The following is a 13,021-nucleotide window of genomic DNA, read 5'->3' as shown; positions in this document are numbered from 1 at the left end:
CACCGCCAGTACCCGGTGGACGAACACCGGCCGGGCGGGCTCCCCCTGCCCAGGACCGGTCGGGGGAAGCGGTCGCGGCCCCGGGGCGGGGCGCCAGCCGGTGGGACGGGAACCAGCGGACGCCGCGAGGCGCACCGAGCCCACAGCCGCGAGGCGGCGGGACTCCCCGGGGGTCGCCCCAGGGAGGACCTCACTCGACTCCGACCAGTTTCAGACGTACGTCGCGCTCGGCCAGATCGTCCACGGCGGAGCGCGGAAGCCGGTCATCGGTGATGATCAGGTCGAACTCCTCCAGGCTGGCCACCCTGAAGGTGCCGAACTTGCCGTACTTGGTGCTGTCGACGGTGAGCACGCTCTTGGAGGCGATCCGCAGCAGAGCCTGCTTGGCGACCACCTTGGCCTCCGAGGGCGTCGTCGATCCCCGCTCGACGTCCCAGGAGCTGCTGGCGATGAAGGCGAGGTCCACGTTCACCTGGCGCAGGAAGTCGGCGGTGAAGCGCCCGACCGAGGAGTGGTCGGAGTGTGAGACCACGCCGCCGGTGTGGATCAGCTCGATCCCCGGGTACTCCATCAGGTGGCCGACGACGTTGAAGTCACTGGTGATGACGGTCAGACCGACCTTCTCGGTCAGCAGCGGGACCATCTGGAGCGTGGTCGTGCCCGCATCCAGGTAAATGGTGAAGTTCTCCCGGACCAGGTCGGCGGCGGACCGCGCTATGGCCCGTTTGGCGGGCACCTCCAGCTGGGCCTTGGCCAGGTAGGAGGGCTCACTCTTGAGCCGCGCCGCCAACCGCACCCCACCGGTGACCGACAGAACCTTGCCGTCGTTCTCCAGCGCCTGGATGTCACGCCGGACCGTCATGTGGGACACGGACAGCATCGACGTGAGCTCGTTGATGCTCAGCACGTGACGCTCCTGAAGGAGCTTGAGGATGTGCTCTCGTCGCTGGTCCGGAATCATCGTTCGCCTCACACTCCAGGGGACGGCCATGGGGACGCCGTACGGTCACGACGCCATGTAACAAAGTTTCCCAGTCCCTCGCACCGTGTCGGTGCCCGCGCGACGTGAGTCCGATCGCAATCGCGGCATCACGTACCCGCGCCGCCGACCCGTACGGGAGCCGGACCAGCCGCCCCTGCGGGCGTTTTTCCTGTTTACACCACATGCAGCGGAAGTTTTTGCCACCCTTGGCACCATGACGCTGTCCATCGCACTACGCGGAGACACCGCACGCTTTCCGGGCAACACGCTCCCGGCCCTGCGTTCAGCCTCGCGTGCCGGAGCAGACCTGGTCAAGATCGACGTCCATCTGACCTACGACGGGTACCCCGTACTGATCGACGAACGACTCGTGGTCGCTCCCGGTTCCCCGACCCGGCCCGTGAGCGAGTTGACCCTGGCCGAGCTGGCCGCCACACGCGACGACGTGGAGCGGCGTGTGCCCACCCTCATGGAGGTCCTGGCCGAGTTCGGGGGCGAGGGTCCTCCTCCCCTGCTCGTGGACGCCAGCGCGCCGGAGGCCGCGCTGGCCGCGGACACTCTGCTGCGCGGGTACGGCTTCGGCGACCAGGTGCTCTTCACCGGTTCCACCGAGACCCTCGGCGCGCTGCGCGCCCGCAGTCCCAACGCCCGTCTGATGCTGGCATGGGACCAGCCGGGGCTGCCGCCCGAGGACGTGTCCCGGCCCCTGCGTCCAGACTTCCTCAGTACGCATTACACACTGCTGACCCGGGAATCGGTCGGAGAAATGCACCGTTCCGGTTATCTCGTAACGGCTTGGACGGTGAACGAGTTTCCGGAAATAGCGTATGTGACGGAAATGGGGGTGGACGCGCTCGCCACTGAGCGGATCGAGGACCTGGTGACACTGACCAGTAGCCGCGAGCTGGGAGAACCGGCCCCCGCCCCGGTCGGGGAAGGGCCGAACCGTCCCGTCTGAACGGATACGGGATCCGCCCTCTCCGGCCCGGTCGTCTCCGACGGCCGGGAGCTCACCGGTTTTCGCCGTTCCCGCTTTTTGTCGAAGCGGCGCGACTACCCTCGAAAACAACGACCCACCCAGTGAGGACCACACGCCTCGTTCCCTCGCAGGCGTACTCCGAGCGATGAGACACACCACATGACGGCCAACATCTCCCCTCGCACCCTCCGAACCACAGCCCCTGTCCTGGACTGTGCCGCACGCCTGTTCACCGAACACGGCTCGCGGGGTCTGGCCATGTCCGCGCTGACCCACCAGATCTCGGCCGAGACCGGGGTCGACACCGCCTCGCTCAGGCGCGCCTTCCCCACCCGGTTCGACCTGGCCTACGCCGTCGTACTGTGTTCCACCCGGGAGCGGGTCAACGGACAACTGGCCGCGGACCAGCCTGGACAATCTGCGATCGAACGCATGTCCTCCCTGGTCAGAAGGCATGTGGAGATCGGCTGGAAACACCGGGCGACGACCTCGCTGACGCACGAGATACTGCCGGTGCTGCGGGCCCTCCATCCGGCCCGCCACCGCGAGATCAGTTCGCTGGCCCGGATCTACCGGGAACACATCCGCACGGTCATCGTGGACGGCATGGTCTCGGGCGCCTTCGGGGTACGCGAACCCGGACGGGCCGCCGACGAGGTGCTGGACACCTTCGACTCCCTGCTGCACTGGTACGACCCCGAGGCCGGGCTGAGCATGGACGACCTCGGCTCCGTCTACGTGGACCTGGTCATACACCACCACCTGGGGTGTCCACGCTAGGGCGGCGCACGACCGACCTTGGCGGTCACCGCGCGGAGTGTCCGGGACGGCCCGGGGAGGCGAACGCGGAACGCCCCGCCGGACAGGTGCTAGCCCCCGACGAGCTGTTCCAGGTCGATGGACTCGGCCAGAGCGCGCAGGCCGTCGTCACCCGGGTGGAGGTGGTCCCCGGAGTCGTAGGCGGGCAGCAGACGTGTGTGGTCCCCAGGGTCGCGCAGGACGGCGTCGAAGTCCCACACCCCGTCGAAGGGCGACATCGGGTCGTTGGCCTGGGAGCGCAGGTAGGTGTTGACCTGCTGGCGGGCCTGCTCGACCTCCGCCGTACAGCGCTGCTCTCCCCCGCACGGGCCGAGTGTGGCCACGAACACCCGCAGGCCGTACTCGTGGGCCAGTCTCGCGATCTGGCCGATCCCACTGATCACCGCGTCGGGCGAGGTGCCCCAGCGCAGGTCGTTGATACCCGCGAAGACGACGACGGTGTCCGCTCCGTTCTGGACGAGTACGTCCCGGTGGATCCGTCGGGTCATCGCAACGCCGCTGGGGTTGCTGGACACCCCCTCCCCCGAGTAGCCGTCCCGGACCACGTGGTTCCCGGACACGCCGAGGTTGAGCACGCCCGGGTTGGGCAGCTCGGGCTGGGCGGCCAGGCGTGCGCTGAGCACGTCGGGCCAGCGGGCGTTGGCATCGCGGGTGGAGCGGACGCCGTCGGTGATGGAGTCTCCGAATGCCGCGATCGCACCGGGGCCCTCGAGTACCTCCACACCGGTGAGGAAGGGCCACTGGTCGACCCTGCCGGTGAACGGAGCCCCGGTGGTGTCCAGGGTGTGGTCGCCGCTGCCGGGCTCGCTGGTGTAGTTGGTGTCCACCGAGGCGTAGTGCACAGGTGCGGTGGACACCCGTTCGGGCAGGTAGATGCTGACCAGGGCGTCGGTCTGCGGCGGCTCGGGGGCCGTGACGGGGTCGCTGAACACCTGTCCCCCCGCCGGGATGACGGTGTCGGAGTGCCCGTCGAAGGTAAGCGGGACCGCCGCGCCGCTGGCGGCGGCACCGGTGTCACGCAGTGCCATGGAGGCCGCGCCCACGGTGACGGGGGAAGCGGCGAAGGTGTTGTCCAGGCGGATCCGCACTCTGCTGCCGCCGGTGGTGGTGCGTACCGAGAGCCGCAGGGTCTGGTCCTCCCAGGGGCCGACCTCCAGGTAACCGGAGGTGGCCCGTGCCCAGGTACCGGTCCACTCCGGGCCCGCGGCGCGCCCGCCCACGGAGAACAGGTGGATGCGGCCCCCGCCGTCGCCGACCTCGGGCAGCACCACGTGGGAGACCTCGCGCGCGGGGTCGACGGGGACGGCACGCGCGTACAGGCGTGCCTCGCCGAGCATGGGACCGGGCTCGACGGCGGAGTTGGTGTAGGGCAGGGTGAGCGCGGCCTCGTTCGCGGGCCCGGCGATCCAGTCGGGGACGGACAGGACGAACTCCTGCTCCTCCCCGTCGGTGTAGACCACACGGCCGGTGCCGTGGACGTCGACCTCGGTGCTGGTGGTGCCGGCGGCGGTGGCCAGGAAGGTGAGCGACCGGTAGTGGCCGGCGTCGAGCTGGACGGACTGGCCGGCGGAGACCAGGTGGTCGGGGCGCCCGAGAGCGTAGTCGGGCAGTTCCAGGGGCGCTCCCAGGAGGACGACCTCGCGTCCGGGAGTCCACCCGGCGGCGGCCAGGGCCTGCGCGGACAGGCTGTTGCCGGAGCCGTCAAGGTCGACGTTGGCGGCGGAGCCGTCCCGGGATATGCCGGTCCGGTCGATGAGGTCGCTGAAGGAGGCCCCGGTCGTCTGGGGGGCCGCCTGCGCGGTCTGCTTCAAGGATCCGGTGCCGGCGCCGCGGGAGATCGTGGTGTTGACGACGGTCGTGAGGAGCACCGCCACGACGACCGCCGCCGCACCGCGCAGCAGGAAGCGGGCCGAGCCCCCGCGTCGGTGTTGCGTACCGCGCTTCCGTGGCGCCCCGTCCGATCCCAACGCTCGCCTCCCCGGAGTACACCTGTCCACCCACCTGTGGGACGACACCGGGCGCGCGGTGGTTGTTGAGACATGGCGCACCGCGACCCTCTGGCCGGCCGTCAGTGTAAACGAGCGGGCTCCGCTCTCCGGGGAGGTTCCAGAGCCGTCCGGGCGCCGTTTCACACCACGCCTACCTGCACGAAGACGATAAACGTGAAGGGGTCACGGATTCGGCGAAGAGTGCCACTCGATTCATCCGATGTCAGGACGAGGATTCGGGTGGCCTTTGCACGGCAGCGCGGAGGGAACTCCCGACAGACCGGAAGAAGGCATCGAAAGCCTTTGAAACAGACGGAATCCTATGTCTCACCAGACCCGAAGGTCTGTGGCAAAGAGGTGTTCCGCCCGGTGAAGGGGGGTAGGCCGGGCGGGACTCGAACCCGCGACCCAGGGATTATGAGTCCCCTGCTCTAACCAACTGAGCTACCGGCCCGCCGTCGTCGGCAAACGTCATCCTAACAGGGTGTGTCCGCCGTTTCCGCGCCGTAAATCCGTTACCGGACAGAGCCCGCGACCGTCGGTGGAGATCACGGCTCCCCTACCTCGCACCTGGGCCACGGCCCGCGAGAGCGTGAGGTCTAGGGTGGTGAGGTGCGGCGCGCGCCTGGACGGCCCCCAGCGCCCGGTACCGACGCCGCGTCGAACCCGTTGGTAACATCGCGGGTCGCACAACGTCGTTCAGGAGAGTTCACGATATGCCCAAAGCACCTGTCACCGTCACCGTCACCGGCGCCGCCGGCCAGATCGGCTACGCACTGCTGTTCCGGATCGCCTCCGGGCAACTGCTCGGCGCCGACACCCCGGTGAAGCTGCGCCTGCTGGAGATCCCGCAGGCCGTCAAGGCCGCCGAGGGCACCGCGATGGAGCTGGATGACTGCGCCTTCCCGCTGCTCCAGGACATCGACATCTTCGACGACGCCACCCAGGCCTTCCAGGGGGCCAACGTCGCCCTGCTGGTAGGCGCCCGCCCGCGTGGCAAGGGCATGGAGCGCGGCGACCTGCTCGAGGCCAACGGCGGCATCTTCAAGCCCCAGGGTGAGGCGATCAACGCCGGCGCCGCCGACGACATCCGCGTCCTGGCGGTCGGCAACCCCGCCAACACCAACGCCCTCATCGCCCAGAGCCACGCTCCCGACGTCCCGGCCGAGCGCTTCACCGCGATGACCCGCCTGGACCACAACCGCGCGCTCACCCAGCTCGCCAAGAAGCTCGACGTGTCGATCAACGACATCAAGAAGCTCACGATCTGGGGCAACCACTCCGCCACCCAGTACCCGGACCTGTTCAACGCCGAGGTCAACGGCACCAGCGCCGCCAAGGCCGTGGGCGACCAGTCCTGGCTGGAGAACGACTTCATCCCGACCGTCGCCAAGCGCGGCGCCGCGATCATCGAGGCCCGGGGCGCGTCCTCCGCCGCCTCCGCCGCCAACGCCGCCATCGACCACGTCCACGACTGGGTCAACGGCACCCCCGAGGGCGACTGGACCTCCGCCGCCATCCCCTCCGACGGCTCCTACGGCGTGCCCGAGGGCCTCATCTCCTCCTTCCCCGTCGTCTCGCGCGAGGGCGAGTGGGAGATCGTCCAGGGCCTGGAGATCGACGACTTCTCCCGCTCCCGCATCGACGCCTCCGTCAAGGAGCTCGTCGAGGAGCGCGACACCGTCAAGCAGCTCGGCCTGGTGTAGTACCCGCATGTAGGCCCGCGCGCTCGGCACGGGCCGAGCCGTCGTGAACGGGCACGCCTCACACGAGGCGTGCCCGTCGCCGTTTCCGGTGTCGGTCCAGGGCCCGGGAGCGGTTCGCGGGGCACCGTCCCGAAAGGCCTCGGAGAGCAGGCAGTATAGAGACTGTGAGTCTCATCGATGTGCTTCCGGCCAAACCAGAACCCGACTCCCTCTTCGAGACGTTCGCTTTGTGGGCCGAGGAGCGGGGCCTCACCCTCTACCCGCACCAGGAGGAGGCGCTCATCGAGGTCGTCTCCGGGTCCAACGTCATCCTCAACACCCCCACCGGCTCGGGCAAGAGCATGGTGGCCACGGGCGCGCTGTTCGCCGCCCTGGCCCGCGACGAGTGCGCGTTCTACACCGCTCCCATCAAGGCGCTGGTCTCGGAGAAGTTCTTCGACCTGTGCAAGATCTTCGGGACGGAGAACGTCGGCATGATGACCGGGGACGCCAGCGTCAACTCCGATGCGCCCATCGTGTGCTGCACGGCGGAGGTCCTGGCCCAGATCGCCCTGGCCGAGGGTGCGGACGCCGACATCAACACCGTCGTCATGGACGAGTTCCACTTCTACGCCGAGCCGGAGCGCGGGTGGGCCTGGCAGGTGCCCCTGCTGGAGATGCCACAGGCGCAGTTCCTGCTGATGTCGGCGACCCTGGGCGACGTCAGCCGCTTCGAGGAGGACCTGAAGAAGCGCACCGGGCGTCCCACCGCCGTGGTCGCCTCCGCCGAGCGCCCGGTTCCCCTCTACTACGACTACCGGGTCACACCGCTGCACGAGACGCTGGAGGAGCTGCTGGGCAGCGGCAACGCCCCGGTGTACATCGTGCACTTCACCCAGGCCCAGGCCGTGGAGCGCGCACAGTCGCTGACCAGTATCAACATGTGCACCAAGGAGGAGAAGGCGGCGATCGCGGCGGAGATCGGCAACTTCCGCTTCACCACCAAGTTCGGCCGCAACCTGTCCCGGTACGTGCGGCACGGCATCGGTGTGCACCACGCGGGCATGCTGCCCAAGTACCGGCGCCTGGTCGAGCGGCTGGCCCAGGCCGGACTGCTCAAGGTCATCTGCGGCACCGACACCCTGGGGGTGGGCGTGAACGTGCCCATCCGCACCGTGCTGTTCACCGCCCTGAGCAAGTACGACGGGACGCGGGTGCGCCGCCTGCGCGCCCGCGAGTTCCACCAGATCGCCGGGCGGGCCGGACGGGCCGGGTTCGACACCGTGGGCAACGTGGTGGCCCAGGCGCCCGAACACGTCGTCGAGAACGAGAAGGCGCTGGCCAAGGTCGGTGACGACACCAAGAAGCGGCGCAAGCTGGTGCGCAAAAAGGCCCCCGAGGGGTTCGTCGCCTGGGACGAGGCGACCTTCAACAAACTCATCGAGGCCGAGCCCGAGCCGCTGACCTCACGGTTCCGGGTGAGCAACGCCATGCTGTTGAGCGTGATCGCCCGGCCCGGAAACTGCTTCACCGCGATGAAGCACCTGCTCACCGAGAACCACGACGACCGTAGGACGCAGCGCCGCCACATCCACGAGGCGATCGCCATCTACCGGTCGCTGCTGGACGGCGGGATCGTGGAGACCCTCCCCGAACCCGACGAGCAGGGGCGTCCCGCCCGGCTGACCGTGGACCTACAGGCCGACTTCGCGCTCAACCAACCGCTGTCCACGTTCGCGCTGGCCGCGCTGGAACTGTTGGACAAGGAGTCGCCCACGTACGCGCTGGACGTGCTCAGCATCGTGGAGTCCACCCTGGACGATCCGAGGCAGATCCTCGGTGCCCAGCTCAACAAGGCCCGCGGTGAGGCCGTCCAGCAGATGAAGATGGACGGCGTCGAGTACGAGGAGCGCATGGAGCGGCTGGAGGAGGTCGACTACCCCAAGCCGTTGGAGGAGCTGCTCACCCACGCCTACGAGGTGTACCGGCACGGCCACCCGTGGGTGGGCGACCACCCGCTCCGGCCCAAGACCGTGGCCCGCGACATGTACGAGCGGACGATGACCTTCACCGAGTACGTGGGCTTCTACGAGCTGGCGCGCTCGGAGGGGCTGGTGCTGCGCTACCTGGCCAGCGCGTACAAGGCGCTCAACCAGACGGTGCCCGACGACGCCAAGACCGAGGAGCTGCGCGACCTCATCGAGTGGCTGGGAGAGCTGGTCCGCCAGGTCGACTCCAGCCTGCTGGACGAGTGGGAGCAGCTGACCAACCCCGAAGCGGAGGCCCCCGAGGACGAGGAGCCCGCCGAGGAGAGGGTACGCCCGGTCACCACGAACACGCGGGCCTTCCGGGTGCTGGTACGCAACGAGATGTTCCGCCGCGTGGAGCTGGCCGCCCGCCGCCGCTACGACGAGCTGGGCAAGCTGGACGGCGGTGACGGGGAGTGGGACGACGAGGCCTGGGAGGAGGCCCTGGAGGAGTACTTCGACGAGCACGACTCGATCGGGACCGGCCCGAACGCGCGCGGACCGGCGATGCTGCTCATCGAGGAGGAGCCGGAGCTGTGGCGGGTGCGCCAGATCCTCGACGATCCGGAGGGCGACCACGACTGGGGCATCAGCGCGGAGGTGGACCTGGCCGCGTCCGACGCCGAGGGCCACGCGGTGGTGCACGTGGTGGACGTCAACCAGCTCTGAGCGGCCATGACCGGGCCCCGGCGGGGCCCGGTCAGCCCATCAGGTGGGCGTTGACCTCGCGGACCCCCGCGGCCAGCTCGGGGCGCTCCACCACGGTCCGGCCCGCCGCGCGCAGGCGCTCGGCTCCGTCGCAGTCCACGAACAGGTCGGGCTCGCGCCAGGCGAAGACCACGCGCGGGATCGGCGTGGCCAGGATCAGGGCGCTACAGGACAGCGGGCGGGAGGAACGGGAGCTGCACGGTTCCAGCGACGAGTACAGGGTGGCATCGGCCGACCGGGGATCGCCGGTGTCCGTCTCACGCAGGGCCACCTCCTCGGCGTGGTCGTGCGGGCCCTCGCGGCGCGAGTAGCCCTCACCCAGGACGGTGCCGTCGTTGGCGACCACGACGCAGCCCACCGAGAACGCGGTGTCCGAGGGCGGACAGGAGCTGGACAGCTCGACGGTGCGGCGCAGCCAGTACGCGTCGGCCTTCCCCTCGCCGGGGGGCGGACCGGCGCTCACGCCTCTTCCCCTTCCCCGGAGCCCAGTCGGTAGCGCAGGACTGCCACGTCACCGAGCGTCCTGGCCTCCACCAACCGCATGGGCGCGTCGCGCGTGTGGGGAAAGGCGCCGGGCACGACGAAGCGCGGGGCGCCCTCCTCCCCCACGAAGAACGGGGCGACCGCCAGCCTGAGCTCGTCGACCAGCCCCGAGGTGAGGAACAGGGTGTGGACGTGCCCGCCGCCCTCCACCAGCAGACGGGACACACCCCGGTCCGCCATGTCGGCCAGGACCGCCTTGGCGGTAGGGGGATCCCCGGCGTCCACGACCTCGGCGGCCGGGTCGTCGGTGGGCCGCGCCTCCAGCGCGCGTCGGGCGGTCTCCACACCCGCGCCCCCGGTGTAGACGACGGCGCCCGCGTCGCCGGTGGAGAAGAAGCGGGCTCCCGGATCGAACTCCCCGCTACCGGTGACCAGGGCCTTCAGCAGGTTCTCGGTGCGCCCTTGTCCGCGGCGGCGCTCGCGCAGCAGCGGCGAGCGCACCAGGAGCCGGGGGTTGTCGGCGCGCAGGGTGCCCGCGCCGACGAGGATCGCGTCGCATCCCGCGCGCAGTTCGTCGATCTCGGCGAAATCGGTCTCGTTGGACAGGCGCAGCCGCTGCGGGCCGGTGTCGTCGATGCGCCCGTCGACCGACATAGCGCAGCTGAGGATGGTGTAGGGGCGGTCCATGCTCCCAGGCTAGTGCTGTGATCGGCATGGTTCACCGCCCCGGTCTCCCCTCCGTCGCATCGGCGACGCTCGTGGCCGGCACACCGGCGAGGGTGTGTGGCTCGGCGGGCGCCGACGACGCGCTCCGGAGGAGTACCGCTGCTTTCCGGGCAAGTCACACCGCTCGTCCGATACGTCGTATTCTGCGACGGGAACGGAGATTATCGCAAGCAGCGGCTGCGGAAGGAGGAGTTTACCGCCCGCCGCACCTGAAGAATCCTTTTCCCGGACACACGGAGGAGCGCGGGGCCGCACGAGGCCTGAGCACCGAGACCTCCTCGAGGACACCGCGGCCACACGGCTACGCGCGTGAAGCCTGCGCACAGAGGCTTGGGAGTCCCGACACCGTCGCCCAAATTCCTCGCATAATGGACATTAGGCGCATAAGTACTAGCCACCCCAAGCACGCACTTCCACACACTGCGCGATACTTCCCGGACACGCCGCACAAGGATTTTTGCGACCCGTGTCTGTGACTCGGTTAACAACACAGCACACTCGGAATAGAATCCAGTGGTCGACCACACTTCCCCACCTCAGACAAGAGGAAGGCGATGCCTCAATTCATCTCCCCCGATTTCCTCAGGAAGGCGGGGGGCAAACACGTCAGGGCCAACCCTCCACCCTTCCTTGACCTGGCCCGGCCCAGCGTGGCGCGGCTGCACTCCTTCCACCTCAAGGGCAAGGACCACTTCGAGGTGGACCGGGACCTGGCAGCCAGAGTGGATCGGGTCGCACCGGGGTTCCAGGACCTCGTCCTGGGTGAGCGCGCCTTCCTCCAACGAGCCGTCCGCCATCTGAGCGAGGATCTGGGCATCCGGCAGTTCATCCAGATCGGCGCGGGCCTACCCGCGCCCGGCGACCCGCACGAGATCGCGCACGCGAGCGACACCGGGGCCCGTGTCGTCTACGCCACCGACGATCCGGTGGTACTGACCCACCACCTCGCGCTGCTGCGCGGCAGACGTACCACCACGACGGTGCGTGCCTCCCTCAGCCGGCCCGACCAGCTCCTGCGCAGCCCCGAGACCCGGGGCTTCATCGATCTGGACGAGCCCGTGGGCCTGCTGCTCACCGGTGTGCTCTCCCACACCTCCGACGCCGACACCCCGGCCGAGCACATCGCTGCTCTGCGCGACGCCCTCGCCCCCGGTAGCCACATGGTCCTCAGCCATTACTGCCGTCCCGACCCGGCCGCCTTCCCGAAGGACGCGTCACGGGCCGAGCAGTTGGAGCGTGTCTTCCTGGACCACCTCGGCTCCGGACGCTGGCGTTCCCGGAAGGCCATCGAGGCCTTCTTCGAGGGCTGGCGGATCTCCGAGCCCGGCGTGATCGAGGTCCAACGCTGGCGCACACTGCCCGTGGCCCCGCCCGTCCCCGGCTGCTACCAGATGCCGCAGCGCAACCGGCGGCTGATCCTCGGCGGCATCGGCAGAGTCTGAGCCTTCTTTCCCGTCCCCTCTCCCCGCGTCGGAGCCGCCCCGGACCGGCAGCGGGCGAGGGCCCCACATCGGGTGAGTCCGACGGTCCCCCTTCCCCCGCCACGGTTCCCGAGGCTGTCATCCGGTAGCGCGCAGGCACGGCCTCCGGTATACGAGCGTCCTCGAAGCGCCGTCAGCAGAGCCCGGCGCGGCTGACTGCGGGGTGTACCCGAGATCCCGAGCACGACGAAAACAGGGCCCTTCCTGAGGAAGGACCCTGCTCTGAAGCTCCCGCGACTGGACTCGAACCAGTAACCTGCCGGTTAACAGCCGGCTGCTCTGCCGATTGAGCTACGCGGGATGGCGCACCCCGTGCCCCTGGGGGACGCGGCGACGCCTCTAGCCTAGCGCCTTCCGGGGAGTGCTCGCGACGCGTTCTCCTCCGCCCTCCCCGGCCCTACGGCCCCGGGGTCCTCGTCCCCCGGGTCGTCGCCGTCACCGTCACCGGTCAGGATCGGGGTCTGCCAGTCCCTCCATCCGGACAGGTCGCCGGGCTTGCCGGACGAGGCCCTGAACACGCCAGGAGCCTCGCCCGTGTCCGACAGGAACGCCTCGATGCTCTGCCGCAGGGAGCCTTGCCACTCAGCCCTGGTGGCGCGGTGCGTGCCGTCCTGGACGTCGGACCAGTAAGTCAGCTTCTCGGCCCTAAAGGACCGAGCTTGCAGCTAGAGCCCGCCACTGGCTGTGGTATCCCTGCCGCGTCTTGGCCATCGGTCTTGTGGACTGGTGGTCGGGACGTGTGACTTCCGCCCCGCATCCCACACACCAGCCGCACGGGCGGCGATGGTGAGGCAAGCATTCCGGTCCGCGTGCGCAACGACGCCGCACCCCCGGCAGACGAAGCGGGCCTGGCCGACCCGGTTGCGCTTGTCGGTGTGATGGCACTGGGCGCACTCCTGGCTGGTGTACGCCGGATCGACGTACACCAGCGGGACACCCGCCCGGCGCGCCTTGTACCCAAGGAACCGACCGAGCCGGGCGAAGGCCCAGGAGTGGAGCGTGACCCGTTGGGGCCTGCGTTGTCGGGTAGCGACGGCGCATTGCTGCGCCGCCGCCCCCTCAGAACTGATCTTGCTTCGGTTCGGTGGACAGGTGTCCGCTTTCGGATACTTTGCCATCGAACGAGGAGATTGAAGTGCCCAG

11 protein-coding genes and 2 tRNA genes are annotated in these 13,021 nt (G+C 69.3%); 5 read left to right on the top strand and 8 right to left on the bottom strand.

Features of this window, described 5'->3' with window-relative positions; genetic code table 11:
- Positions 1-190: 190 nt before the first annotated feature.
- Positions 191-961 carry a DeoR/GlpR family DNA-binding transcription regulator gene (locus AC0T5L_RS12610; protein ID WP_476165805.1) on the bottom strand — a complete coding sequence of 257 codons (771 nt, stop codon included), beginning with the start codon at positions 959-961 and terminating at the stop codon, positions 191-193.
- A gap of 235 nt (positions 962-1,196) precedes the next feature.
- On the opposite strand from AC0T5L_RS12610, the gene AC0T5L_RS12605 reads away from it, so the two are divergent.
- Together AC0T5L_RS12605 and AC0T5L_RS12600 are read left to right on the top strand one after the other, a co-directional pair.
- Positions 1,197-1,940, top strand: coding sequence for a glycerophosphodiester phosphodiesterase (locus AC0T5L_RS12605; RefSeq protein ID WP_476165623.1), 744 nt, complete (start codon positions 1,197-1,199; stop codon positions 1,938-1,940).
- Between the two features lie 180 nt (positions 1,941-2,120).
- Complete coding sequence (locus AC0T5L_RS12600; protein ID WP_476165622.1) at positions 2,121-2,741, top strand: TetR/AcrR family transcriptional regulator; 621 nt, start codon at positions 2,121-2,123, stop codon at positions 2,739-2,741.
- Positions 2,742-2,830: 89 nt separating this feature from the next.
- Here AC0T5L_RS12600 and AC0T5L_RS12595 read toward each other — a convergent pair whose 3' ends face one another.
- Both AC0T5L_RS12595 and AC0T5L_RS12590 read right to left on the bottom strand, forming a co-directional pair.
- A complete protein-coding gene (locus AC0T5L_RS12595) occupies positions 2,831-4,747 on the bottom strand; it encodes a GDSL-type esterase/lipase family protein (protein WP_476165621.1) in 1,917 nt (638 codons plus the stop codon).
- Between the two features lie 401 nt (positions 4,748-5,148).
- Positions 5,149-5,222: transfer RNA gene (locus tag AC0T5L_RS12590), tRNA-Ile, on the bottom strand.
- A gap of 262 nt (positions 5,223-5,484) precedes the next feature.
- On the opposite strand from AC0T5L_RS12590, the gene AC0T5L_RS12585 reads away from it, so the two are divergent.
- Together AC0T5L_RS12585 and AC0T5L_RS12580 are read left to right on the top strand one after the other, a co-directional pair.
- On the top strand, positions 5,485-6,474 hold the full coding sequence (locus tag AC0T5L_RS12585) for a malate dehydrogenase (protein ID WP_476165620.1): 990 nt from the start codon (positions 5,485-5,487) through the stop codon (positions 6,472-6,474).
- Between the two features lie 179 nt (positions 6,475-6,653).
- Positions 6,654-9,149, top strand: a complete 2,496-nt coding sequence (locus AC0T5L_RS12580) for a DEAD/DEAH box helicase (RefSeq protein ID WP_476165804.1) — start codon at positions 6,654-6,656, stop codon at positions 9,147-9,149.
- A gap of 31 nt (positions 9,150-9,180) precedes the next feature.
- On the opposite strand, the gene AC0T5L_RS12575 is transcribed toward AC0T5L_RS12580, so the two are convergent.
- Both AC0T5L_RS12575 and AC0T5L_RS12570 read right to left on the bottom strand, forming a co-directional pair.
- Positions 9,181-9,651: a dCMP deaminase gene (locus AC0T5L_RS12575; RefSeq protein WP_476165619.1), complete on the bottom strand. Its 471-nt coding sequence runs from the start codon at positions 9,649-9,651 to the stop codon at positions 9,181-9,183.
- The gene (locus tag AC0T5L_RS12570; RefSeq protein WP_476165618.1) at positions 9,648-10,358 is read right to left on the bottom strand and encodes a RibD family protein; all 711 of its coding nucleotides are present in this window, start codon (positions 10,356-10,358) and stop codon (positions 9,648-9,650) included. The genes AC0T5L_RS12575 and AC0T5L_RS12570 overlap by 4 nt, the downstream gene beginning before the upstream one ends.
- 593 nt (positions 10,359-10,951) lie before the next feature.
- Here AC0T5L_RS12570 and AC0T5L_RS12565 point away from each other — a divergent pair.
- Entirely contained in the window at positions 10,952-11,839 is an 888-nt protein-coding gene (locus AC0T5L_RS12565; RefSeq protein WP_476165617.1) for an SAM-dependent methyltransferase, read from the top strand.
- 267 nt (positions 11,840-12,106) lie between these two features.
- Here AC0T5L_RS12565 and AC0T5L_RS12560 read toward each other — a convergent pair.
- The 3 genes from AC0T5L_RS12560 to AC0T5L_RS12550 form a co-directional block, all read right to left on the bottom strand.
- A tRNA-Asn gene (locus AC0T5L_RS12560) sits at positions 12,107-12,179 on the bottom strand.
- A gap of 43 nt (positions 12,180-12,222) precedes the next feature.
- Positions 12,223-12,396 (bottom strand): hypothetical protein, encoded by a 174-nt coding sequence (locus AC0T5L_RS12555; RefSeq protein WP_476165616.1) that lies wholly within the window; start codon positions 12,394-12,396, stop codon positions 12,223-12,225.
- Positions 12,397-12,543: 147 nt separating this feature from the next.
- Complete coding sequence (locus AC0T5L_RS12550; RefSeq protein ID WP_476165803.1) at positions 12,544-12,996, bottom strand: zinc ribbon domain-containing protein; 453 nt, start codon at positions 12,994-12,996, stop codon at positions 12,544-12,546.
- Between the last annotated feature and the right edge of the window lie 25 nt (positions 12,997-13,021).

This window comes from Nocardiopsis sp. TRM 82005, assembly GCF_056312425.1.
This window is presented reverse-complemented; position numbering and strand designations above follow the sequence as displayed.